This is a genomic window from Dorea amylophila (genome assembly GCF_025567265.1).
Lineage (GTDB): Bacteria > Bacillota > Clostridia > Lachnospirales > Lachnospiraceae > Dorea_A > Dorea_A amylophila.
This window is the reverse complement of record NZ_JAOQJW010000026.1, coordinates 26137-50901: the sequence shown is the minus strand read 5'-3', so window position 1 is coordinate 50901 and position 24765 is coordinate 26137. Positions and strand designations below refer to the sequence as shown.

Annotated in this window: 30 protein-coding genes and 1 pseudogene; 14 read left to right on the top strand and 17 right to left on the bottom strand. The window is 35.8% G+C overall.

From position 1 onward, the window contains the following. Nucleotides 1–650 precede the first annotated feature (650 nt). From OCV72_RS14620 to OCV72_RS14585, 8 genes are all read right to left on the bottom strand, one after another. Nucleotides 651–2042 carry a tyrosine-type recombinase/integrase gene (locus OCV72_RS14620; protein ID WP_172675683.1) on the bottom strand — a complete coding sequence of 464 codons (1392 nt, stop codon included), beginning with the start codon at nt 2040–2042 and terminating at the stop codon, nt 651–653. A gap of 1 nt (nt 2043) precedes the next feature. Then, nucleotides 2044–3033, bottom strand: a complete 990-nt coding sequence (locus tag OCV72_RS14615) for a helix-turn-helix domain-containing protein (RefSeq protein ID WP_044954635.1) — start codon at nt 3031–3033, stop codon at nt 2044–2046. A 120-nt stretch (nt 3034–3153) separates the two neighbouring features. After that, nucleotides 3154–3330 carry a helix-turn-helix domain-containing protein gene (locus OCV72_RS14610; RefSeq protein WP_003864535.1) on the bottom strand — a complete coding sequence of 59 codons (177 nt, stop codon included), beginning with the start codon at nt 3328–3330 and terminating at the stop codon, nt 3154–3156. 278 nt (nt 3331–3608) lie between these two features. Beyond that, nucleotides 3609–4229 (bottom strand): NUDIX hydrolase N-terminal domain-containing protein, encoded by a 621-nt coding sequence (locus tag OCV72_RS14605; protein WP_005334860.1) that lies wholly within the window; start codon nt 4227–4229, stop codon nt 3609–3611. Between the two features lie 83 nt (nt 4230–4312). Then, entirely contained in the window at nt 4313–5479 is a 1167-nt protein-coding gene (locus OCV72_RS14600) for an ABC transporter permease subunit (protein WP_055057093.1), read from the bottom strand. A 4-nt stretch (nt 5480–5483) separates the two neighbouring features. After that, entirely contained in the window at nt 5484–6350 is an 867-nt protein-coding gene (locus tag OCV72_RS14595; protein ID WP_055057092.1) for an ABC transporter ATP-binding protein, read from the bottom strand. Further along, entirely contained in the window at nt 6341–7096 is a 756-nt protein-coding gene (locus tag OCV72_RS14590; protein WP_055057091.1) for a hypothetical protein, read from the bottom strand. Before OCV72_RS14590 ends, OCV72_RS14595 begins: the two co-directional genes overlap by 10 nt. After that, the gene (locus OCV72_RS14585; protein WP_005334762.1) at nt 7086–7640 is read right to left on the bottom strand and encodes an RNA polymerase sigma factor; all 555 of its coding nucleotides are present in this window, start codon (nt 7638–7640) and stop codon (nt 7086–7088) included. Before OCV72_RS14585 ends, OCV72_RS14590 begins: the two co-directional genes overlap by 11 nt. A 390-nt stretch (nt 7641–8030) precedes the next feature. Between OCV72_RS14585 and OCV72_RS14580 the strand changes: the two genes are divergently transcribed. The 4 genes and pseudogenes from OCV72_RS14580 to OCV72_RS14565 all read left to right on the top strand — a co-directional run bounded on the left by OCV72_RS14580 (nt 8031) and on the right by OCV72_RS14565 (nt 9815). Continuing rightward, nucleotides 8031–8339: a type II toxin-antitoxin system RelB/DinJ family antitoxin gene (locus OCV72_RS14580; protein ID WP_028087852.1), complete on the top strand. Its 309-nt coding sequence runs from the start codon at nt 8031–8033 to the stop codon at nt 8337–8339. Then, entirely contained in the window at nt 8336–8665 is a 330-nt protein-coding gene (locus tag OCV72_RS14575) for a type II toxin-antitoxin system RelE/ParE family toxin (RefSeq protein ID WP_005334765.1), read from the top strand. The genes OCV72_RS14580 and OCV72_RS14575 overlap by 4 nt, the downstream gene beginning before the upstream one ends. A 135-nt stretch (nt 8666–8800) precedes the next feature. After that, nucleotides 8801–9127 (top strand): annotated as a pseudogene (locus OCV72_RS14570) (MobA/MobL family protein); the annotation flags it as partial. After that, nucleotides 9105–9815 (top strand): DUF6040 family protein, encoded by a 711-nt coding sequence (locus tag OCV72_RS14565; protein ID WP_008369915.1) that lies wholly within the window; start codon nt 9105–9107, stop codon nt 9813–9815. The pseudogene OCV72_RS14570 and the gene OCV72_RS14565, both read left to right, overlap by 23 nt. Before the next feature lie 219 nt (nt 9816–10034). Here OCV72_RS14565 and OCV72_RS14555 read toward each other — a convergent pair whose 3' ends face one another. The 8 genes from OCV72_RS14555 to OCV72_RS14520 all read right to left on the bottom strand — a co-directional run bounded on the left by OCV72_RS14555 (nt 10035) and on the right by OCV72_RS14520 (nt 15868). Beyond that, complete coding sequence (locus OCV72_RS14555) at nt 10035–10766, bottom strand: hypothetical protein (RefSeq protein WP_005334769.1); 732 nt, start codon at nt 10764–10766, stop codon at nt 10035–10037. Nucleotides 10767–10863: 97 nt separating this feature from the next. After that, nucleotides 10864–11145, bottom strand: coding sequence for a hypothetical protein (locus OCV72_RS14550; protein ID WP_055057068.1), 282 nt, complete (start codon nt 11143–11145; stop codon nt 10864–10866). Between the two features lie 19 nt (nt 11146–11164). Beyond that, nucleotides 11165–11362, bottom strand: a complete 198-nt coding sequence (locus OCV72_RS14545; protein ID WP_005334773.1) for a hypothetical protein — start codon at nt 11360–11362, stop codon at nt 11165–11167. 33 nt (nt 11363–11395) lie between these two features. Then, a complete protein-coding gene (locus tag OCV72_RS14540; protein ID WP_005334774.1) occupies nt 11396–12598 on the bottom strand; it encodes a hypothetical protein in 1203 nt (400 codons plus the stop codon). A 31-nt stretch (nt 12599–12629) separates the two neighbouring features. After that, complete coding sequence (locus OCV72_RS14535) at nt 12630–12788, bottom strand: hypothetical protein (RefSeq protein WP_226901469.1); 159 nt, start codon at nt 12786–12788, stop codon at nt 12630–12632. A gap of 205 nt (nt 12789–12993) precedes the next feature. After that, a complete protein-coding gene (locus OCV72_RS14530) occupies nt 12994–13407 on the bottom strand; it encodes a hypothetical protein (RefSeq protein WP_005334777.1) in 414 nt (137 codons plus the stop codon). Nucleotides 13408–14049: 642 nt separating this feature from the next. Beyond that, a complete protein-coding gene (locus OCV72_RS14525) occupies nt 14050–14805 on the bottom strand; it encodes a hypothetical protein (RefSeq protein WP_040015611.1) in 756 nt (251 codons plus the stop codon). A gap of 880 nt (nt 14806–15685) precedes the next feature. Beyond that, the gene (locus tag OCV72_RS14520; RefSeq protein WP_052302926.1) at nt 15686–15868 is read right to left on the bottom strand and encodes a DUF6061 family protein; all 183 of its coding nucleotides are present in this window, start codon (nt 15866–15868) and stop codon (nt 15686–15688) included. A 351-nt stretch (nt 15869–16219) separates the two neighbouring features. On the opposite strand from OCV72_RS14520, the gene OCV72_RS14515 reads away from it, so the two are divergent. The 6 genes from OCV72_RS14515 to OCV72_RS14490 are packed head-to-tail and all read left to right on the top strand — an operon-like array spanning nt 16220 to nt 19816. Then, nucleotides 16220–16606 (top strand): plasmid mobilization protein, encoded by a 387-nt coding sequence (locus OCV72_RS14515; RefSeq protein WP_055057067.1) that lies wholly within the window; start codon nt 16220–16222, stop codon nt 16604–16606. Beyond that, nucleotides 16584–18137, top strand: coding sequence for a relaxase/mobilization nuclease domain-containing protein (locus tag OCV72_RS14510; RefSeq protein WP_055221938.1), 1554 nt, complete (start codon nt 16584–16586; stop codon nt 18135–18137). The genes OCV72_RS14515 and OCV72_RS14510 overlap by 23 nt, the downstream gene beginning before the upstream one ends. A gap of 29 nt (nt 18138–18166) precedes the next feature. After that, on the top strand, nt 18167–18493 hold the full coding sequence (locus tag OCV72_RS14505; protein WP_003864545.1) for a hypothetical protein: 327 nt from the start codon (nt 18167–18169) through the stop codon (nt 18491–18493). Further along, complete coding sequence (locus OCV72_RS14500) at nt 18480–19259, top strand: FAD-dependent thymidylate synthase (RefSeq protein WP_033126099.1); 780 nt, start codon at nt 18480–18482, stop codon at nt 19257–19259. Before OCV72_RS14505 ends, OCV72_RS14500 begins: the two co-directional genes overlap by 14 nt. Continuing rightward, the gene (locus tag OCV72_RS14495; RefSeq protein ID WP_055057065.1) at nt 19249–19662 is read left to right on the top strand and encodes a dUTP diphosphatase; all 414 of its coding nucleotides are present in this window, start codon (nt 19249–19251) and stop codon (nt 19660–19662) included. The genes OCV72_RS14500 and OCV72_RS14495 overlap by 11 nt, the downstream gene beginning before the upstream one ends. A gap of 4 nt (nt 19663–19666) precedes the next feature. Continuing rightward, complete coding sequence (locus tag OCV72_RS14490) at nt 19667–19816, top strand: helix-turn-helix domain-containing protein (RefSeq protein ID WP_242856472.1); 150 nt, start codon at nt 19667–19669, stop codon at nt 19814–19816. 251 nt (nt 19817–20067) lie between these two features. On the opposite strand, the gene OCV72_RS14485 is transcribed toward OCV72_RS14490, so the two are convergent. Beyond that, a complete protein-coding gene (locus tag OCV72_RS14485) occupies nt 20068–20496 on the bottom strand; it encodes a hypothetical protein (RefSeq protein ID WP_033126098.1) in 429 nt (142 codons plus the stop codon). Between the two features lie 323 nt (nt 20497–20819). Here OCV72_RS14485 and OCV72_RS14480 point away from each other — a divergent pair, with 323 nt between their 5' ends. From OCV72_RS14480 to OCV72_RS14465, 4 genes are all read left to right on the top strand, one after another. Next, a complete protein-coding gene (locus tag OCV72_RS14480) occupies nt 20820–21194 on the top strand; it encodes a TnpV protein (protein WP_015535394.1) in 375 nt (124 codons plus the stop codon). A gap of 366 nt (nt 21195–21560) precedes the next feature. Beyond that, nucleotides 21561–23480, top strand: coding sequence for a tetracycline resistance ribosomal protection protein Tet(O) (gene tet(O), locus OCV72_RS14475; protein ID WP_055284540.1), 1920 nt, complete (start codon nt 21561–21563; stop codon nt 23478–23480). 51 nt (nt 23481–23531) lie between these two features. Next, entirely contained in the window at nt 23532–23705 is a 174-nt protein-coding gene (locus tag OCV72_RS14470; protein ID WP_071705139.1) for a cysteine-rich KTR domain-containing protein, read from the top strand. A gap of 492 nt (nt 23706–24197) precedes the next feature. Further along, nucleotides 24198–24623 carry a sigma-70 RNA polymerase sigma factor region 4 domain-containing protein gene (locus tag OCV72_RS14465; RefSeq protein ID WP_033126097.1) on the top strand — a complete coding sequence of 142 codons (426 nt, stop codon included), beginning with the start codon at nt 24198–24200 and terminating at the stop codon, nt 24621–24623. Nucleotides 24624–24765 lie beyond the last annotated feature (142 nt).

Below are 24765 nucleotides of genomic sequence, written 5' to 3'. Positions count from 1 at the left end.
GTTTGCAAACCGGTAATTTTGATTAGCTGTCAGCTAACAAAAATCGGATTGCGTTAGCTGGAAATTGATCATTTTGAATGGAATTTTGTGTCACGAACGTGATTTGAAAATAACAAAAGCGTTCGTTGTCAGCTAATCCAGCTAACATTTTCGAACGCTTTGAAGCCCGTCGCCAAGAGGATTTGAACCTCCGACCCCTCGCTTAGGAGAGCTCCAACCTATTGTCACTCTCTGTCAATCTGAGGTAAGGTAAACCCATATGGGACACTATTAAAAACTGTTTCCGATTCAATTTGAGTTATTCTGAATACCCCCTCTGTCAAGCTCTGTAAAGCTCTGAAAGTTAGCTGATTGTTTGCTCCAGCTAATAATTGGGGAATGCCTTGATATTACCATCGACATCTGTTATATGACCACCATGCTTCGTACGTTCGATCATGGTAAACAGTATTCAATTAAACTTCCTATCGAAAGCACAAGATATTTTCTTGTCTATAAATAATATAACGCATACGAGACGGTTTGTCCATGCGTTTTTGACTGGCAAATTTTATTCAGTAAAAATATCTGTAACCTTTTTTGTAACTGAATCTCCATCATTCCATCATCAAATGATGGAGATTCCAATAGATATGATGGAGATAGACTAATTACTTCATCGTCTTCGCCAGTGAATTGAGCAACGCCCGCATCTCCGGATTTGCCAATACTTTTGCCAGAAGTTCCGGATCGACTTCATCAGCAACAGGTGCATTATTATTTTCCAGCTGTACATGCATCTGTGGATCCAGATTCTTTTTCTCATAAAATGCTTCTTCAAAAAGCTCTGCATTTTTCCTTCGGTCATCATCCAGGATATGAGAGTACACATCCGTAACCATATTGACTTGAGCATGGCCGGAATCACCCTGTACCGCCTTGATGTCTCCACCATTCAATTTCAGCTTATAAGTAACGCTGCTATGACGGAAACTGTGAAATACAACCGGTGGGAGATTATAGTCCTCGATCAGTTTCTTTAAAGGACCACGGATTGCTCCATCTCCGAGAGGAAGACCAAAGGTACTTGCCATAACCAGGTTATAGTCCATATATTCATCACCAAGAATTTCTTTCATTTCATCTTGCTCAACTTTCCAGTCTACCAACATATTAGCGACACTCTTTGGTAAGAATATCTTACGTACACTACTTTCTGTCTTCGGTGTTTTCAGAATACGGACCGTAGAATTCTTCTTATGATTTGTCGGAAATACCAACAACACATCTTTTCCATCCAATGCATTTAAAGATTCTTTTCTTATACGCTGTGATTCTTTGTTGATGAAGACATATGCACGGTTTTCTTCAATTGCCTCAGGAGAAATATCTACACAATCCCAGGTAAGACCAAGCAGCTCACCAAGTCGCAGGGAACATGAGAAAGATAGATTAATTGCGAGCTTTAATCGTTCATCTTCACAGACACTGAGCGCATACATCAATGTATCCGCTGTCCAGATGTCTCTTTTTTGTGATTTATGTTTTGGTACAGTCGCATGGGTGCAAGGATTCTTCTCCATCAACTCCCATTTCACTGCCTGTTCAAAACAGTTTCTAAGCAGCTTATTAATATCCCTGACCGTACTGGAAGATACAAATTCATTTCGACTGGTTTTATTCAATGGATTGATAACTGCACGTCTCTTCAAAAGACTCTGATAATATCTTTCGATGAAACGGGTATTGATCTCTGAGAGTTTCGTATCACCAATGATCGGAAGAATATAGTTATTGATAAGAGAGACATTTCCTTCATATGTAGAAAGCGCCCAGTTTTCTTTGCCATAAAGTGCAACATATTCTGTAATAAGCTCGTCCAGTGTTTTGCATTTACGGACGACAAATGATCCCATCTCTTTTTTATATTCAATTTCTTTTTTTCTTCTCTTTGCTTCGGCTTTCGTTTCATAGGTTTCCCACTTCTGTTTCCTCTCACCTTTTTCATTCGTATAAGAATAGATTACATTAAATTTTCCGTTTCGTTCTCTTATAGATGCCATATTATTGCATACTCCTTTCCAAATCTCTTTGCTCCATCCAGTCCTCAAATTCATCCCGACGGATCCTAACTCGACTGCCAACTTTTATTACTGTGAACTTTCCTTTATCCGCCCACTTGTTAATCATGCTTCTGCTGACCTTTGCCAGATAGGAAGCTTCATCAAAAGTAAGATACTTTATATTTCCATTGCTTCCTCGTATTCCGGTCTGTGATAATTTCTTCCGCCGGAAATTAGCCAGGGCAATATTTTGTTCCTGTGCAAGTTCTTCATAATCATTCGATGGATCCAGCTTATACCGATCCTGACCTTCCAGGAATTTTCGAAAACTCTCTTTTGTGATCCTTTTCTTTTCTGCAATCACAATGAATTCAAAAAAATGACTATACTTTGGATTATCAAGAATTGTATATACTGCGCTTCTGGTTGTTCCAAGCAGCTGTGCCATCTCAGGCATCGTAATTGTTGCATCTTCCAGAAGAGCGTCTTTTTTTCTGTCTTCCTTTGTTCGATACCGGGACTGGCTTTTATACCAGTTCTGAAAAGATTCTTTTGGTATTCGTTTCCAGTAATCGACAATAACAGCTTCCATTTGATTTTTCTTGAGTAAATCATAAACAAGATACTCATCAACACCCAACAGATCCGCAACTTCCTTAACGGAATAGGACCAGGATTTCAATTCTTTCCCTGGTTCTTCTCCGGTAACTTTATGGTATTTAATCTGATTGGCGTACCATTTTTCAAAGCTGGCAATATTGATTCGTATCTTTCCAGCAATCTCTTTAGATTCAAAAACATTTTTATGCACCAGCCAGTATCGATCTGTCTTTTTTAATCCCAGCAGCTTTCCCATTTCCGGCACGGTCATCCAGGTTCTCTTTTGTGTCGGACGCCGTTTGTAAGGACTGTCTTCTGATATCTTTGAAATGATCTCTTCAACATCGTCCATTTCCGGAACTTCTTTTTGTTTCATAATTGCTGTTGCCATTTATTCTTCACTTCCTGTCTTTTTTAGTGTTAGTTTTTTTTCTTATATCATATCTCAAATCCAGATAAAAATTTAGGATGTCGATTGCAGACAAAATCTGCCTGATCAACACCCTGTTTTTTATTGTTCCAAGTTATCGAGCCAGTCATCGAAACTCTTCTTAGAGATGCGATACTTTCCGCCATCCAACTGGATCCACCGGAATTCCTTTTTCTTTAAAAGGTTATAAATAGTAGGTCTGCTGACTCCTAAGATTTCCTGTAACTCTTGAACTGTATAACATCTTTTTTCTGACATTTCTTTATCCTCTTTTCTTTGAAATATGAAAGAAAAATTATCCCTTCATATAACGAAACGCTCAGAGCATGTTTTACAGTGGTCAAAAGCAAATTTTTTTACTTTTTTCTTACGAGTTTTCTTTAATGCAACTCGTAACATTAGATTTTTACATTTTTCATGAAATTAAGTAAAGAAAAAGAGCATATGGAATTGAATCCATACACTCTATGATTACTGGAACTTTATTTCATTTTTAATTCAACAAACTAGAAGTTGTCAGTTTAGAAAACCGGAAGTCAATCAAATAAAGCTTCCCATTTTTCTGATTGCATTGCATTAAAACACATCGCAATTTGTTCTTTATTATTCTTTTCTTCTGCAAGTTCTGGAAGCTCATCAATTCCAAAATAATCAAAACCTGTTGTTTCAATATTCGTTTTAAATTGACCGCCCGTCACTTCACATTGCATAAAAATCTTACATACTTTATACGCATATATTGGAAGATTATGTTTCTCCCTATCTTGAACAGCAATCACACGTTTTACAGTAACATCAAGTCCTGATTCCTCTTTGACCTCCTTTATTGTATTCTCCTCTACGGAAATATCGACATCACACCAACCTCCCGGTAATGACCAAGTACCATTTGCTTCATGAACCAATAATATTTTCCCGTCTTTAAAAATCGCAGCCCTTGTATCTATTTTAGGAGTCTGATATCCTACATCACTGCAAAATAAATTTTGAACTTTTTCTGTAGATATTTCAGTTTTATAGCTTATCATTTCAGCAGAAATTTCTCGGATTCTTTCATATCGTTCTATATCAAATTTGTCCTTTCCATAAAACAAACCACCCTGAGCAATAGCTTGTAATTCTACTGCCCATTTTAGCCATTGTTCGTTTTTATTCATAGATTATCGCTCCTTTAAATTCCGATTTGTTACTCACATGATATCATATTTTTTCTTCAATTGCATTTTCATTGAAAAAATCATTAAAACTTCCAATGTTTAATATAAATAAAGCAATATAGTTGCATCCCTACTCGTATTAAGAGCTGAAAAATAAATATAAATCCTATATTAATGAAGAAGGAATGGAAGAAAAAAGCATCTTTTGAATATAGAATACCTAATATATTTTGTACATTCAAATTATTTATTGGAAACAAATACAAAATTTTGTTACCTACCCCTGTTTTTATCATTTGCACCAGCAATAATGGTAATATATATACCCCTAATGAAACAGCTAATACTGACATAGATGAATGCATAAGAGCTGATATTAACAATGTTACACTCTCAACAAATCCAATACCAACTAATTGCATGACAAGAATTAAAAAGTATATTTGAATATGGTTATATTGCAAAGGGAAGTCAAATAACCCCAACGACAAATTTGTTTGTATGTCTGAATTCCATCCGCTCATATCATACATTGTAGAGAAAACACCTATGTTGACCAATTGAAAAATAATAAATAAACTCACTGTAATAATACTTGTCGCAATCAATTTAGCAAATATCATTTTGTTTCTTCCATATTTTGTAACTAACAGAATCTGATTGATATTTTTAGAATTATCATCTGAAAACACTATGGAAGATACCAATATTGTAATTATGGACAAAAGAGCATATATATATCCAAGTACTCGATATAAATCTGTCCATGGAACATAATTTCCTAATGTCAAAGGAGTATCAAATTTTTTAAATCCAGCCTCGTCCAATGAATATAAATCCACGTCTTCTATTGTTAATCTTTGGCCTTTATTAACCTGTTCAATCATTTCTGAATAAACATTTTCGGCATCTTTTGAAAAAAAAGTATCTCCCATTTCCCAATAAAATGGATAAAAAGGCTTATTAACAACTTTTTGCTCTTCATTCTCTTGGAAATTATTCATAGAATCAGACAGAATCATTTTAACTTTTTCATCTGTAAACTCTCCAGAATATTTTTCATCTATTATTACATCGAGGCTCTTTTCAAACCCCTTTTTCTTATTACTCGCTTCACTCATTGATAGCTGTGAATAGTGATACCCAACAAAAAAAATCCCCAGAAGGACTAAGCATCCTACAACAATCCCACCAAATACAGTTCGGTTTCTCAATATTTTCCCAAGTTCAAACTTAATTAGCGATGTCATACTCTCATTCCCCCTCTCTAAAATAAAACAAATACAAATCTTCTAAAACCGGATCAACTTGTTTCGCATTTGCAAAAGGTTTTTCCCTTGAAATAAGTCGAAGAACAACTCCGTCTTCTCCATATTTACGATTACTTACTGTATATACTTGCTCAATTCGATTTACTTCTTTTTCTGGAACCAGGCATTCCCATACACACTTGTTAATATCTTTCAACAAATATGTTATTGTGCCTGTATTTTCAATTCTACCTTTTTTTAGAATAATGATTTCATCTGCTATATATTCTATATCTGATACAATATGTGTAGACAATAATACTATTTTTTCTGATGCAAACGAACTTATCAGTTTTCTAAATTTAACTCGCTCTTTGGGATCAAGCCCTACCGTAGGTTCATCTAATATTAAAATTTCCGGATTATTGATCATTGCTTGAGCGATACCTAGTCTCTGTTTCATTCCGCCAGAATACTTTCTGATTTTTTTATTTTTCACATCATCTAAGCCAACCTGAATCAATAAATCTAAACATCTCTTTTTTGCTATTTTCCCATTTAAGCCTTTCAATGAAGCGATATACATCATAAAATTTAATCCTGTAAAATCAGGATAGTATCGAAAATCTTGTGGTAAGAATCCAAGAATCGAGCGATAATATTCTGCTTGCAGAGCAATATCTTTATGGTCATATTGTATATTTCCACAATTTGCTCTCATCAGTCCACAAATAATACGAAATAAAGTTGTTTTACCCGCCCCATTAGCACCTAATATTCCGTAAATTCCAGGAGTAAATCGATACGACACATCATCAAGCACAGTTACATTCCCATATTGTTTTGTTATATTATTAATAGTTAATTCCATACTGAAGCTACCTCCCATTTGATTATTTTAGTTTGAGAATATAAGATAATCCCTAATATTGTCGTTGTAATGAAATATGCTATTCCCCAATAAAGCATTCGAATTTCATATATTTTAAAGATATTTGCAATTAAAATAACTGCGACACAAATACTTCCCGATATACACCATAGGAAATAATTATGTAATTGCTTTCTCCATATAGTTATAAGCGAAAATAAAATAATGCAAACAATATTGTATGGAACAAGTACATAGACTAATATCTGATACAAAGGCAAAGATACTATAGATTTAGTCATAAGAGAAAGCAAAATAACAATTACCATATCAATAATGCCAAAAATCAATAATTTCATCATAATATGTTGTCGCAAATCATATTTGAATGTCTGTTCCAATTCCCACATTCCTGTAGTAAAACTTTTGAATAATTCATCTATAAAAAATAAAGCCGAAATGAATATTACACCTGTGATGCATAACATTATTTCACTTATCGGCTGTAAATTTTTAAAATTTAATGCCATAGTTATCCCTGATAGAAAAATGAATAATTGAATTATCCAAGTATGAACATGTATGAAGCGAAAAGTTGACAGGAATAGCTCAAAGTAAGAATGTCGACTCATTCTAAGTCTAATCATTATTTCATATCCTAATTCGATGATTTTTTCACGTCCTTCTATATCACCTTCTAATTTATAACCAGCCAATTTCGATATAATATCTTTTTTATCCATCATAAAATTCCTCTCTTTCTAAAACTTTTTCTAATTTTCTAAGGCCTTGATAAATACGTGACTGTACAGTAGATACCCCCACGCCAGTAATTGTCGCAATATCTTTTACCTTTAAATCGTGATAATACCGTAGTATCACAACCTCTCGTTGTATTTCAGGAAGTAAATCAAGTGCTTTTTGAACCGTTTCTTTTCTCTCATCATGTAATATTTCATCAATCAATGAAGTGTCTAAATCAGTTGTAAAATTATCTGTGAGTTCTATTTGCTCAATATGTCTTTTTTTCAAATAATTATTGCAAGTATTGACAGCCATAGTGTATAGATAATTTTGAAATTTTCCTATGAATCGGTATCTAGGTAAACTTTCTACCAATTTTAAAAAAATATCCTGTGTTAAATCAGAAGCTATATCGCAGTCTCCATAACATCTGCGAACACAATAAAAATACACACTATCATAATATTTATGTACTAAAATATCCCATGCATCAGGATCTCCCATCTTAATTTTGTTTATTATCATCCAGTCTTGTATCATATCCATCACTTTTCTCTTAATTATTCTTCTCTATATATAAACAACTAACCTTAACAAATCATTTAAAAACACAAAAACTTTTTATATTATTTTTATATTTATTTACAATATGATAAACTATTCTTCCCCTCATGGGCAAGGGATTAGGAGTTCCCTGTGGCGGTTAGTATGCAGTAGTTCGATTATCCTGTAAGCGTGAGTTTTCCAAACTTATCGGATTCTTGGTAGTTGCCTTAGTAGCCGTTGGTCTTGTATTCAATGCGTCCGGCGTAAAAGATGTATTGTTACAGTTATTCAATAAGATTATTGGAGCATAAAAATAGTATTGCTATTGTGCGGACATTTGCATATAATAAAGATAGATGGAAATACTACTCACGAAAGGAGATGTTTTATATGGCTACAAAATCAGCAAATTTATATGCAAGGATTGAACCAGATGTCAAAGAAAAAGCAGAAAGTATCCTGTCTACACTTGGTATCCCTGCTTCCAGTGCTATCAATATGTTTTATAAACAGATTATCTTACAGAGAGGACTTCCGTTTGAAGTAAAAATACCATCTGCCAGACCGGTTGATATCAGCACATTATCAGAAGCAGAGTTCAATGAAGAATTGGAGAAAGGATATGCGGATATGCAGGCTGGACGGACAAAAAATGCGAAGAAAGCATTTGCTGACATTCGCAAGGATTATGGCTTATGATATATGAAGTAGAATTATCCGAACAGGCTGACAGTGATTTGAGAGGGATTTTTGAATATATTTCTTTTGAATTACAATCGCCGGAAAATGCAAGCGGACAGCTTGACCGTCTGGAAGAACAGATATTAAGTCTGGATACGATGCCGGAGCGTTATCGAAAATATGAAAAAGAACCGTGGAAAAGTCGTGGACTTCGTGTATTACCAGTAGACAATTATGTGGTACTTTATATTCCAGACAGCGATAAAAAAGTTGTAACAATACTTAGAGTAATGTATGCCGGACGGGACATAGACAATCAGTTAAATCTCCACACAAAGCAATAAAGGATATGATTTAAAGCAGTCTTTCATTTATGATCGACTGCTTTTTTCATATTCAAAATTAAAAAGAAAGGGCTGAATTACGATGGAAGAATGTAGCGTATTGATTGAAACGACCAAATCAGCAGAGGATAACAACGAATTGCTGAACTGGAACAGCAGATAGAGAAAGGACGTGATATAGATGAACGAATCCAGAGAATTAAAGAACGCCGAACAGTTGGAAGAGCTTCTGCTCCTGACCGAGGAGATACAAGAAGAACTGGAACAGAAAGACCAGCTTATCGTGGAACTGAAGACGCAGCTCAACGAATCTCTGATCTTGAACGAGAAATTAAACAAAGAGAACAGAGCCGGGAATATTCAAGCATTAAAGAACGACTTGAAGCTGGCAGACAGAGCATTGCGGAACGAGAAAGAGAAGCTGCGAAGCGCAAACGTCATGATCGGGGAATATCAAAATAAAATACGCTGTTTAACACAACAACGGGATTATGCCCGGACACATCAGAAAATCGTAGAGATACCGGTAGAAAAGCCGGTACTCTATGAAAAATGTGAATCCTGTGACCGGACAGCCTATCAGAATGAAAAAGCGAAATACGGAACACAAAAAGAGCGACTTGCCGGACAGTATAAAGCAAAAACGGTAATGTTCCAAACAACCTTGTTCCTTCTTGCATGGTATTCGCTGACAACCACTCTTTTTCAGGCAGTACAGTCCGATGTGTTCCTTTCCGATTGTAAATCATTCTTCCATGATGCAGCGTCATTCCTACAAACTTTTATCGGTTGGACAATTGATGCCGGGCAATCTGTGGCACAGATTAGCACAAAAATTCCAAATCCTTTTATAGCCGGAATGGTATATTGGTTATTTCTGATATTGGTTGTCGGAATATGTGTGGCAGGGACAGGGATACTGGCGATACTGATAGAAATAAAGGTTATAGAATTATATAAGAAAAACTGTTGGGATGTTATTACTCTACTGATGATACTGACAAGTACTGCTGTCATCATTTATTTTGGAGAAGCAATTAAAAAAGCACTTTCCGTAAATCTTCTATTGCTTTTCGTACTTTCTCAGGGAGTATATCTTGGAATCAGATGTTATTTGAAAAATCGGTTAGGTACCAAGCAATATTGGTGAAAACATGCTAAAAAACGTATAATAGCAGGGGATAAAACATCGTCCCCTACTATTATATAAACAGCGAAGTTTTACCCATCTCTCTCTTTTGAAAGATTCGCTACTTGTGGAACCGAGATATAAGGTTTCGCCTGTGTTCTTTGGTGTATCACTACCACATTTCTCTGTACCGATGTAATCTTTCTGCATACGGAAGCAAGAGATACAATATTCCTTATTTTAAAACATAATTACAATTCCTGTTTGACAAGAACGATCATCATAGAAGGATTGTATTTGTCCCCACTCATAATAATATTCGACGCCTGTCATACTCTTTTTACTGGGAGTACCTAAGCATTTCCTTAAAAACCTATTATTTTCTTCTTGCAACTTTTCTAAGACTGTACCATTCATTGTCTCATATTTCGTAGAATACTTTTTGTCTGCTCGAACCAATTCAATCTTTTTTACTTTTCCATGTCTTCCATAGATTGTAACATAAAACTTCTTATAAAGCCATTTTAAAGGTTTCTTAGAAATCAATATTGTATAAGAATACTCTGTTTGAGCAATCTTAAAATCAATTTCTTTAAATAGGGAAATACTTCCTTTGGGAGTAATTTTATATCCCCCTATTTTTAACATATCTTCCTTTAGCTCATCCTTTATTTGGATAATCTCCATACTTACTATAAAAACAACATAGCCTTCACACACTACAACGGTAACTATTTTTGCCCATAGCACATCTGGAACAAACATGTTCCAAGCTATAACAGGAAGCAAAGCTACTCCTACCGCAGTCACCAGTAGAAGCACCCTCCAAATATAATTTTTCTTTCTTTTTCCTTCATTAGTTAAATTTTCATCATAATAAAGATGACCTGGGGCTTCGAATGAGTTTAATAGAAATTCCTTTAAAAATGACACCAGAACCGCTCCCCAAGAAGATTTCTTTTGTTCCTTCATATTACCCAATCTCCTCTGCTATATGATTATTTTTCATTCTATTTTTTACTTAACTTATACATTAGCAAGATTTTTAGTTATTCTTCTAACAATATTTTTATCCCCGCTTTTTCTGCTTTATGCGAAAAGTCAACAGCAAATCCCCATCCCATCTCTGCAAATTGCCATTTCTTCGTTTTTTTGTAATTTTATAGCTTTCAACTGTAGACACTTTATTTAATTCAGGATATAACTTCTTAAGTGTAAGTATTTGTTTATTTCTGCTTATTTTTTCATTCCATATAATTGTTAATTTAACCTGTTTTCTTTCAAAAAAACCCACCTTACATAAATCTGCATAGCAGGCTTCTGGTATTGATATATCATTGTTTTTTAACATTTTTCTCCTTTATTTAATTTTATAAAAAACTTCTAAGCCCTATTAAAAGAAATATGAAGCCTATTAGAGGAACAGGTATCATACAAATGAGAAACACATTAAATTTTTTCCTTGCTTCATCAGTATTTTCTTCTTTTGTTACTTTTGCTTTTTTCATAACTATAAAAGGGAATATCAGTAATAATAATCCTCCAACTACTGCTAACAATATTTTCATCTTATATATTCCCTCCTTATCTTTAAATAAATATTAATCATGTATCGTACTATATTCCAATCCTAATGCACTTTTTCTTCTACAAATTCTTTTACTATCGCCTATTGATGTATTTTCATATTCACTGTTTGAAACAGTATATATTTCTCTTTTACCATTACAACTTACATATAACTCTCTATCTCTAGTTTTACCACTGCTAATCTTTTTGTCTGTTACAATTGCAATTTCATGAGTTGCCCCATCAAATGTAAATAAAAAATTTATTGGGAAGCTAATTGTAAATGCGATTATAAAAGCAGCAAATACAACTGAAAGTTTACGTCCAAATTTCTGTGGTACATCTGTTTTTAAAGATTTAATAATAAATGGCAGTGCAAGTAAAGCAGTAATAATTGCCGTAATCTTCATATAGTTTCCAAATTCATAATTAAAGAGTTTACTCGTATTCAGGGATAAAAGCATTGCTATTGCTGCACCCATAAATGGTAATTGATACGCCAGTTCTTGTCCTTTTTTTGTGGTGACTTCTATAAATATATATGGATAATATTTTATATACACTGCATATGTAATCATCAAAACCATTATAAATATAACTAACATTGTTTTGCCACCAATAAAAAATGCTACCGCATCAGCAATTATTAGAATCCAACCTAAAGCTTTTAAAAATTGCTTTGTTTTTTTACGCTTTTCTTTTTCTATTGTTTTTGACATATTTTTGATAGTTGTATTCTCATTACATATAGATTTATAGAAATTCTTTTCTATCCAGTTTAAAGCAGGTACATACTTTGATACATCTTTGTTCTGTTCAACTAACTCACCAAAATCCACAAGATCTATTTCATGTTTTATAAGTGTATCATATAAAATATCATAATTTACATACACTTGCTCCAGAGTAACAAGTCTATTGTACATCTTATCAATTAATATGACATCTGTTCTACCATTTAATGGAATCATTAAAATACAACGAATATCATTATATTTTATATGCTGAGTTTTCTTAACCAGATAGCTAAATACAATTTCATCTTCATTTACTACAATTATTTGTTTCTTGTATGCCAAAATTAAAGCAATACCTAAAAATACAAAAGGCATAAAACATATCGCAACCCCCATATTTCCTGTAACAAATGTTACCAGTACGATTATTAAAAAAAGAACTGTTGTTACTATTCCTAAATTTTTTACAAATTTACTTAATCTAATGACATTATCCATAAACTCAATCTCCCTATATGATTCACATTTTTCATTTTTTACGTTCTAATTTCTTCTTATCCTTTTTTATTTCTGCAATCTTTACTTGCAGCCAGTCCACATTTCTATTTCGGGCAGAAATTTTAGCGATTTTTTTCTGATTTTTATATAAAATAAGAGCTTCTCCAAATAAATTCTTTTTTCTTTTCATCTGGGTAATATCCGTTAATCTTATTTTACAGTTCTTCCTTAAAAATCCATTTCTATATAGCCATCCATCCTTGACAATTGTTTTGTCCATTAAAACATAAAATAAATTTCTAATTATCTTTTCATAAGTTCTTATAACACCGATATATCCCTATTTTACAGGCTTTATCGGTGTTTTCTTTTTGGCAGATACTTCTTATAACCACTCATAAATCTGCATTCTTACTAAGTCCGTTTTCTTTTGGAAATATTTTTTCAATGTCACGAAAGCGGTTTGCACAGAATATATGTGGTAAAATATTCCAAGCGTGAATGGAATGGTCGCAACCGCTGTTTGTTATTGTGAGTTGTCCCCATGTTACTGCCGAATTGAACGCATTATTTAAATAGCTCATATCCTTTTCTTGTAATGCTAAGTAACTTCCTAAATAAACAATCTTTTTTCCGAAATTTTCATGCAATAATTTCAGCCATATAATAATCTGTTCTTCTGGCTTTTTACTTTGACAGTATTTCGTATACTTCTTTAATCGCTCATCAATATATGCGTTCATGTTGGCATATCCAAACATTTTATCCACATTTTGTAAATATAGTTTGATAAGTTCCTTTTTTTCCATAGAGTACCTCGTTTCACTTATAAAATTTTGCTATTTGCTACATAAATGCTTTCAATCCCATTAGAATAAGTATAATAGCAATATATACACCCCACTTATCCCAATTATAAGTGTCATAATAAAATTGAAAACAATACAAACTTTCTTCTGATTTAAAGAAAAATGTTCAAATTTTTCAAGGTTGTATTGACGAATATAACTTTTAGTAATTATGGAATAAATTGAATAACCAATAGCAATGATACTTGAAATAATAGCAATAATATCAGTCATTTTACAATCCATATCTTCCCTCCTAAAAAGTTTGCATATCATTACCACAAAAATTAAAATATTATAATGTTTAAATTTATTGTTTTTCTTTTGTGAAATAGATACTTTTTATATCACATCTTATAAAATGCGGTTTTGCCTTGTAAATACAGCGTTTTCCGCCTGTTAGTGTATAGTGTCTTTTGTTTTTTGTGCCCCCCTTGTTAGATAACGGGGGCTTAATCTTCGCTCGCCACAGGCTCGCTCACAGACGAAGTAAACCAGCCACTTGCAAGACATGGCAGAAAAATCTGAAAGATTTTCCTGCCACCGTGTCTGGATCACTCCGTCTGCCTAACTAATAATATAGTATTATGTAAAAATGTCATTTTATTTAGGTACATCTACCGAATAGCTTAAACAGTCACCTCTTTTGTTACTTTGTAAGTCATTGTAATACCATAGATACATGACTCTGTCATATACATTGATTTCAATTACACCGTCCGGTTTTTGTCCTTCTACTTCCAATGAATAGATTTCTTTATCATGTGCATAGCCGTAAACAAAACGCTTGCTTGGATAATCGGGGTTTAAGTCTTGTTGGAAATCACTTAATTTCAAAGAAGAGTGAATAAGCTCTGTAATATCATCTAACAAAATTCTATCTCGTTTCGTTGTAACCGGTGTAGCATTTATAAATGCGTATTGTGTATGCCCATTCTGTATCTGCTTTTTACAACGAGCCATTACTAAGCCTTGAATATCATCGTTATCATTTCCAGCCCGATAGAAAATCGTATCATATTTTTTGCCTTGCCATATATGCAAGGTTTCATCAACATGATTAAGAAAATCAGCAGGAACCGAAAGTTCCTCATTTTCAGCATTCAAAGTGGAAAGTTGAATAGCTTCTTCAATCGTGTCATAATATACAAGCTTGGCATTATTTTTATCATAATCATTTATCGTAAATTCCACGTATTCATTATCTTTATTTTCTTCTTCCGGAACATAAGTATAACGACCATTTTCAATATGGTCATCATATTCAACATCAACAAATAACCCAATCCCTATCAGAGCTACAAAAATCAAAGAAATCGCTCCAATTATGATTAACATTATTTTCAAAAATTTTTTCATGGCATACACTTCCTTAATCACTTCAAGTTTATCTATTATTATTTATCATATTATATCATTAGAAAATTGAGTAGTCATCACTTTTCTAGTATCTGTCAGAATATTTTTTATTCCATAAATTATCAAGAGTGTAAACATTGCTACGCAACAAGCTCTTGACAATTCATGTCCTAAAAAATGATTAATAATCAAGCAGAAAAAGAATAGTTATACTGTATTACAGCAACAAAAAAGACATCTCATATTCTGTATGAAATGCCAATTTTGCCTTTATTTATGCTGTTTTCTCTGTCGTATCAAGGTTCTTTCATTCGTAGTAAATTAGTGGTAAAATTCTTTTATTTTTTGTTTCATATTGCTTAAAATCCCTGTGTTTATGCGGATAATTCGATTTTTACTCTTTTTGGGATAAAAACTGCATCACAATATCGAACCAAAATATAAAAATCAATTTTATCTCTTTATCATAATTATATACATCAACTAACCACATTGTAAAGCAAAAAGCAAGCCATTTTCAGACTTGCTTTCCACCAGATTACTGCACCTTATTGCCAAATCATCTCCTTATTCAAAATTCCCTTTTCACACTCTTGTATAGTATTTATTTGCTACCCATTCCATCTGTTTATCTGCCTTCAACTCTTCCTTAATCCCCTGTGTCTATTTCATTTGCTCTACAATTGACTATTATTCCAGCGATTATATAAAAACCATAACCAATACAAAATATGGAAACGGTGCTTCTAACTATACCGCTAAAGCCTTTCGCCATTATCCCGAAAATAGTACTCCAGCAGAGAAATAGCGCCAGCAGACATAAAAAACTCGAACCCCTTGTAAAATGGGCATCAGAAGTTTTCTACCCGTTATTCTTGTTCTATAATTCAAGTGAATCTTCTGAATCTATCCACATCTGTAAATTGCCATCGAGATATAATCTTGCATATTCTAAAGGCTCATCCACAGCCAATGAAGTAAGCGCACATTCTGATCCATATGTGGTTTTTAAATCTTTTTCAGCTCCCCAGCAATCAATGCGAAGCATATATCCAACACTTATGCTTTTCTCTTTTTTTCATTCTATCACAAGCTCACCATTAATCATCATTTTTTTGATATTTTTTCTTTTCCCCCACTGTAAAACAGGCTCTCAGCGTTTCGTTATATAGAGGGGTACACATACAGAGCAAGATCCACCCATGTTTAACAGTATTGCCGTTTGGCATCCTGTTCTCCTATGGGATTTATCTTGATGGGGATCTCCCCATACCCTCTTAATAACAGACGTTTCACTTGTCTGTTGGTTCCACCTGAAGGTGTTCACGGCACTATTTCTAATATCGGAAGGGACAGCCGATATTGAAATACGTGGACTCCCGGCGGGAGGAATAGTCTCAGCGGAAGGAGGAGTATGAGAACAAAAAACAAAGATAAAGAACTGAATCACAGACATTTTATAGGATTACGTCTTACAGATGTCGAACTGGATTTATTAGACCAAGGCGCTGCTTGTTTATCTATTAGCCGATCAGAATATCTGAGAAAACTTCTGCTTGAGAATCAAATCAATCATCAGATTGAAGTTGTTGCAGACATGAATGACCTCAGAAAACTGGTCAGTGAATATGGAAAGATTGGATCGAATCTCAATCAGATCGCCAAGCATTTTAACAGTGGTGGCAGTCAGTCACGTGCTATAGAAAACGAAATCCATCAGTGTATCACGGACTTATTCCTATTGAGAAAAGAGGTACTGAAACTGGCAGGTGGTATGAATGGCAATCGTAAAACACATTAAAAGCAGAAATGCAAATTACTCAGCTGCTATCAATTATCTTCTGTTTGAACATGATGAAAAAACCGGGAAAAAGATTGTAGATGAATCCGGACGAAGCATCTTGCGAAAAGAGTTTTATATGGATGGGCTGAACTGTGATCCGATGTCTTTTGACAAGGAATGTGAACTGACAAATGCTCATTTTCACAAAAATAAAAAACGTGAAGATATCAAAAGTCACCACTACATTATCAGCTACGATCCGAGCGATGTTACAGAAAACGGACTTACCGGACCAAGAGCACACGCAATCAGTTTGGAACTTGCAAAGCAGATGTTTCCCGGATATCAGGCACTGGTGGTTACTCATACCGATGGGCACAATGAGTCCGGAAATATCCATACCCACATCGTCATCAACAGTGTGCGGAAGACTGCAGTAGAAAGGCAGCCTTATATGGATAAACCACATGAGGAAGCCGCCGGTTACAAGCATCGTTCCACTGATAAATTCATGAACACTTTTAAGAAAACAGTCATGGATCGGTGCCAACAGGAAGGACTTCACCAGATAGATCTTCTTGCTCCGGCTGAAAGAAAAATCACTCAGAAAGAATATATGGCACAGAAACATGGCCAGCAAAAACTGGATGAGATCAATCAAAAAATCATCGAAGATGGTCTCAAACCAACATCCACCGTGTTCCTTACACAGAAAGAATATTTGCGAAATGCGATTGATGAATGCGCTGCCACATCCAATAGTTTTGATGAATTCCAATCTAAACTTCTGGAACTATTTCAGATCTCTGTGATTGAGCATCGTGGCAGATACAGCTATCTTCATCCTGATCGACAGAAGCGGATTTCTGAACGTGCACTGGGAACACGATATGGAAAAGAACACCTGGAACAGACCTTCTTACGCAAGGATCCATTGGCCATTCTCTACGTCAGATCTCACCTGTGCCTGGTTGTAAATCTCCAGACAAATGTGAAAGCAATGCAGAGCCCGGCTTATGCTCATCGGGTAAAACTTTCTAATCTGCAGCAAATGGCAAATACCATTATCTATGTGCAGGAACATGGATTTGATACGCAGTCAGATTTGAAAAAAACACTGCTTGCATCAAAGCAGGAATTGAAAGAAATGCAGACACAGTTTGCTCAGCATCGGTCCAATCTAAGGACTCTCAATGATCAGATCCGCTACACCGGACAGTACTATGCAAACAAGGAAGTTTATTCCCAATTTTCAAATGCAAAGTACAAAGGAAAGTACCGGAAAGAACATGCGAAGGAAATTCAGAAATATGAAGAAGCCAGAGATTGGCTGAGATCCTTTTATCAGGATGGAAAGATGACAAGCCTAAAAACCCTGACTTTACAAAAAGAAAAACTGCAACAGCAGATAGCTTCCGAAGAAGAAGCAATAAGCAGCTTGAAAGAAAAATTAAAAGATCTGGACACTGCCGATCAGAATGTTGATGCCATTCTTCAGATGCAGATACCAGAACCAGTAAGATCAAAAAACAAAGATCTCGAACGATAACTATCACAAAACAAAGGAGGAACTATCACATGACACAAGAAGAATTTAATATTGTATTTGAACTTCAGATGAGAAAGTGTGCCGATATTCTGGCACATAAAAAGAAAGAATATACCGGTGACAATATTGACCGCCTCAGTGCATTCAAGATTGCTGCCGCCTTACAAAACTGCGATCCAAAAGCAGCACTGGCCGGTATGATGTCGAAACATGTCGTATCCCTTTACGATATGTGTTATTCCACTCTGTTACATTTTGACATGGAACAGTGGGATGAAAAAATCACAGACTGCATCAATTATCTGATCCTTTTAAAAGCTCTGGTAAAGGAGGAACAGGCCTATGGATCACATTGAAACAGCTATCTTAAACTGCTATGGAATCCGGGAAGCAGAACAGAATATGGTCTTTGCTGCCAGACTCACACAACACGGTCATACGATCCAGAACATGGCAGATCTGATGGATCTTTACCGTCAATCCTACAGTCAGAAGACTGTAGAAAACATTGCAGGGCTTCCGCATCCAACCGTGCAGAAATTCATGGTCATTACCGTAGCTGTTGTTGGTGCAAGCAGACGCTTCCTGGCACAGATCACAAGACATCAGAATGAAGTAAAGTACATGAGTGCATCTCTGCAGTACAGCAATTATTCCGGTCATGCTGCATTTGCTATTCCATATGGAATCATGAAAGCAGATAAAGAAATCCAGGATATTTACAAGAAAAGCTGTCAGTCAGATCTGGATCATTATGCAGAGCTTTGTGCCTTAGGCATTGATCATGATTCAGCCGGATATGCCACACCTCAGGGACTTCGAAACGTACTGATCATCAGCGCGACACCTTACCAGTGGAAGCATATGATTGGTCAGAGAACCTGCAGAAGGAATACGGATGAAACCAGGATTGTGATGCTCTATATCTGGCAAAGATTGTACAAATTAAGCCCGATTCTTTTTGCACCAGATCTGACCGGTCCATTCTGTCAGAGAGGAAGCTGCATGGAAAAACAGATGTCCTGTCAGAATCCCATTTCAAAACTTTGGATGCCTGCAGATATCTTAAAAACAGATTATCCATTGCTGATCCGGAAGGAGATGAGCAGCCATAAAGATTAAACTGATTGACTTTGGTCTGAAAGCAGATCATCATCCATTCCGGCCACATGAAAATGATGCCGGTGCTGATGTATTCATGCCTTATGATTGCGTATTAAAACCAGGCGAGGTTGCAAGAATTCCGCTTGGATTCGGTCTCATCATCCCAGATGGATTTGCCGGATATGTCTTTCCACGAAGCAGCATGGCAGCAAAAGGACTGGTATGTGAACTTCCACCGATTGACTCCGGTTATCGTGGTGAAATCCATGCCATTATAAGCAACGTGAGCACATCTTCTCAGACCATTCATAAAGACACACGCGTCGGTCAGCTGGTGATTACACCGGTCGTGATCGCAGATTTTGTCCTGGACCTTGGTGAAGAACGAGGAACTGGGGCATTCGGAAGCACAGGAGAATAATACTATGATTACATTTGGAAGAAAATTAAAACACTTAAGACAAAAAAATCATCTCACCCAAAAAGAACTTGGCATGGCTGTTGGATTTCCCGACAGCTGTGCTGATGTCCGGATTGCTCAGTATGAGAGTGATGTCCGAAAGAGGATCTTATGAAGCTCTTCGCATCAACACTCGGTGTTCCGGTTGAACTCTTTACCGTACCGGTACTCTCAGAACCCAGGGAGTATGAGGCGGCGGAGTATTGGAGGTATGAGTTAGGGGCGGAACTAGATTAAGTGTCGTATACTGTAATGAGGCAACGGATTATCCGCTGCCTCTCTTTTATCATTTTAGGGGTAATAATTGAAAATAACCTGTATTGAGCAATCCTCTTTTTCTGCGCTTTATCTACATATCTATATATTTCACTTTATTTCTGTTCCATCGATAAGAAGCACATATTTATCCGGATTATGAACAAGATCATAATCTTTTCCATATTCAATCGGTCTAAATTCTATTTGCATAATGGATTCGCCATTTTCGATATCTTCTTTCCAAGAATATACGGTCATATCAAGGCTGGTTGCATATCCATGATCTGTAGAAAATTTTATTGAATGAAATGAATTCTCTTTGTACATTTTTAAAAGCAGTCTTGCAAATGCTTCTTTATCAGAAATATTTTTTCTGTTAGCAACTACTGTAAAATTTTCATCTCTATTCATAGAAAAACTGCCAACTACATCTGGCTCACCTTCTTTATACTTTAATAAGCTTTTTCCAATTATCATTCCAACAATAATCGAAAAAACGATAGCAACAAATACAAGTGTTATATTATTTTTCTTCATTTTATTAAGTTCCTTAGAATTATATAGTTGAATTAAATCTGTATTTCAAATAAAACGCCTACAAAGTGGGCGTTTTATTATCTTAATACTATTTAATTTTTTTCATTTCTTCAACAAACTGTTCTTGTGTAATTCTCGCATTTAATACATTTTTTCCTAAAAACAATTCATCTTTATCACATGTAGCAAAACATGATTTTACCCAATTAACTTTTTTATTTAATTTTAAATAATGTATGAAACCAGATAAGGAGAAAACGTAAATTGTGTTAATGATAGCAGACATGAGTATGGAGTGAATATCTTATTTGGAGGAAAAACAAATGGTACAATCAATCTTTGAGGAAATGGGCGGCAGATACGAACGGCAAGGCGAATACATTTTACCCTGCCTTACCATACCACCCGAAAAGGAACAGTCGATAGACTTATTCGGACGGCGGCACTTGGACTATCTGCGGGAGTACCGCAAAATTACATACACCAATCTTCTCACAAGCGGCAGGCTCAATGCTTACCTTGCCGACATTGACAGACAGGCACAGGAACACTTTGAACGGCTCATAGAGGGCATGAAGCAAGCACAGGGCATAACGGAATGCCTAAAGGAAGAAAACGCCTTAGAATGGACTGGAAGAACGAATAACATAAGGGCTTGTGCGAGGGAGATTGTGGAAAAGGAAATTATTTTTGCATAAACAGATGATTAGTGGCAGGGGGAAATCCTGCCGCTTTTTCTGCTTTAGTTTGTCAGCTTGACAAATAAAGGGTTAAGGAATATAATTAGATTCAGTATTATACAAGGAGTTAATAAATATGCGGCAAGGTATTCTTAAATAAACTGTCAATTTGATAGTGGGAACAAAAAGTAGCAGTCCCGTTTCACTTTTAATATGGGGCTTAGTTTTTTGTACCCAGTTTAAGAATACTTTTATCATGTAATTTTATATGCCCGAAAACATATAAGTGTTTTGGGGCTATTGGAGTTATTTACCCAGTGATAGGAGTATTTATCACTGGGTATTTTTATGCCCTTTTTTGGGTGTTGATAGGAGGAAAATCACATGAAAATAATTAACTTAGGCATTCTGGCTCACGTTGACGCAGGAAAGACAACATTAACGGAGAGTTTATTGTATACCAGTGGTGCAATTGCAGAACCAGGGAGCGTAGATAAAGGCACAACAAGGACAGATACAATGAATTTGGAGCGTCAAAGGGGAATCACTATCCAGACAGCAGTGACATCTTTTCAGTGGGAGGATGTAAAAGTCAACATTATAGATACGCCAGGCCATATGGATTTTTTGGCGGAAGTATACCGTTCTTTATCCGTATTAGACGGAGCAGTATTATTAGTTTCTGCAAAGGATGGCATACAGGCACAGACCCGTATACTGTTTCATGCACTACAGACAATGAAGATTCCGACAATTTTTTTCATCAATAAAATTGACCAAGAGGGGATTGATTTGCCAATGGTATATCAAGAAATGAAAGCAAAGCTTTCTTCGGAAATTATAGTGAAGCAAAAGGTTGGGCAGCATCCTCATATAAATGTAACGGACAATGACGATATGGAACAGTGGGATGCGGTAATTATGGGAAACGATGAACTATTAGAGAAATATATGTCAGGGAAACCGTTTAAAATGTCAGAACTGGAACAGGAAGAAAACAGGAGATTCCAAAACGGAACGTTATTTCCCGTTTATCACGGAAGCGCTAAAAACAATCTGGGGATTCGGCAGCTTATAGAAGTGATTGCCAGTAAGTTTTATTCATCAACGCCTGAAGGTCAATCTGAACTATGCGGGCAGGTTTTTAAGATTGAATATTCAGAGAAAAGGCGGCGTTTTGTTTATGTGCGTATATATAGCGGAACATTGCATTTGAGGGATGTTATTAAAATATCTGAAAAAGAGAAAATAAAAATCACAGAGATGTGTGTTCCGACAAACGGTGAATTATGTTCATCCGATACAGCCTGCTCTGGTGATATTGTAATTTTACCAAATGATGTTTTGCAGCTAAACAGTATTTTGGGGAACGAAATGCTGTTGCCGCAGAGAACATTTATTGAAAATCCTCTCCCTATGCTCCAAACAACGATTGCAGCAAAGAAATCTGAACAGCGGGAAATATTGCTTGGGGCACTTACAGAAATTTCAGATGGCGACCCTCTTTTAAAATATTATGTGGATACTACAACGCATGAGATTATACTTTCTTTTTTGGGGAAAGTGCAGATGGAAGTCATTTGTGCCATCCTTGAGGAAAAATATCATGTGGAGGCAGAAATAAAAGAGCCTACTGTTATATATATGGAAAGACCGCTTAGAAAAGCAGAATATACCATCCACATAGAAGTCCCGCCAAATCCTTTCTGGGCTTCTATCGGGTTGTCCATAGAGCCGCTCCCTATTGGAAGTGGAGTGCAGTATGAAAGCAGAGTTTCACTTGGATATTTAAACCAATCGTTCCAAAATGCGGTTATGGAGGGGGTTCTTTATGGCTGCGAGCAGGGGCTGTATGGATGGAAAGTGACAGACTGTAAAATCTGTTTTGAATATGGATTGTATTATAGTCCTGTAAGTACCCCCGCAGACTTTCGGCTGCTTTCCCCTATCGTATTGGAGCAGGCTTTAAAAAAAGCAGGGACAGAACTATTAGAGCCATATCTCCACTTTGAAATTTATGCACCGCAGGAATATCTCTCACGGGCGTATCATGATGCTCCAAGGTATTGTGCAGATATTGTAAGTACTCAGATAAAGAATGACGAGGTCATTCTGAAAGGAGAAATCCCTGCTAGATGTATTCAAGAATACAGGAACGATTTAACTTATTTCACAAATGGGCAGGGAGTCTGCTTGACAGAGTTAAAAGGATACCAGCCAGCTACTGGTAAACTTATTTGCCAACCCCGCCGCCCGAATAGCCGTATAGATAAGGTTCGGCATATGTTCCACAAGTTAGCCTAACAGCTTGCATAAGTCGTATAAAATGAGATTTGAAAGGATTAGAAGCTAATTATGATGAAATGCGAATGGATATTATGTCCTGTTTGTGGGAGCAAAACCCGTAATAAAATTAGGAAGGACACTGTTTTGAAGAATTATCCCCTTTATTGTCCAAAATGCAGACAAGAAAGATTGATTAAAGTTGACAACTTGAAGATAACTGTCATCAAAGAGCCAGACGCTTAAGACGCAGAGCCGATGAAATTGTGGAACAATTCACGAATCATCGGCTCTTTTTGTTTCGTATTTGAAAGAACAAACTCACCAAATAAAAAAAACGATATTCGGGTGGGTTATTTTGTTATACCCTAAATTACCCTCTGAATTTGTTTTTAAATTTGGAGGGTTTTTATGTTCCTTTTTTCGGGCGGTTGCCCATCTGCTTATATAAAGCAAAGTTTATTTATACATAGCACATCAGGGAATGGCGGGAAGCCAGTTAAAAAAATCCCTGCCAGTGCAACGGTACTTCCCACCATGAAGGTAGAAGTACAATCTCCATACAACAGAATTAGTATTTCCCATAACCGTAAAGGTCACAAAGCCTTTGCGGTTTTTCTTTTGTCGTTTTTGGTTGGAAAGTGCCGCAGGACTATTATTGGTGTTAAGTGTCGTTCGCCGCCTTTCAATCTGGATTTTTATGTTTTCAAAGATTCAGATTGATTGGAGGAAAAAAGAATGGCATATAACAACGGACGTGAGGACAGGAAGTGGCGTATCTGGAAAGAAGCCGAGGAAAAAGTGTTGCGGGAACATGGAGTTGATGAAGCTACCATCGAACAAATCCGTATTGACGACAGGGCAGACTTTAATTCCAACAGGCGGTTTTACCATTGGACAAGCGATTTCGGGGAATACCTTGAGGGAATGGCAGACAGGGAACAGTCAGCCGAAGTAAAGACCGTTGAAGATTTACTGGATGAAATCGAAGATGAAAATCTGTATCAGGCATTACTTACGGTGGACAGGCGTACACTGCAAATCGTTCTGCTGAAAATGAAAGGGTATTCCACAAAAGAGATTGCCCCGCTTGTGCATTTAACGACGGGTGCTATCTATGCACGGTTAGACCATCTTAGAAAAAAGTTGCGGAAGATTTTATAGTCATCTAATACAGCATGCTTTCTTATGGGCTATTGGGTGGGGGATAAAATTCTCCCACCCAATTTTAGAATAAGTGAATAAAATCCCTGTCCATAGAGAATACTAAAAAGTTTGTGCAAAATCTTGACAGCCATATTGCCGC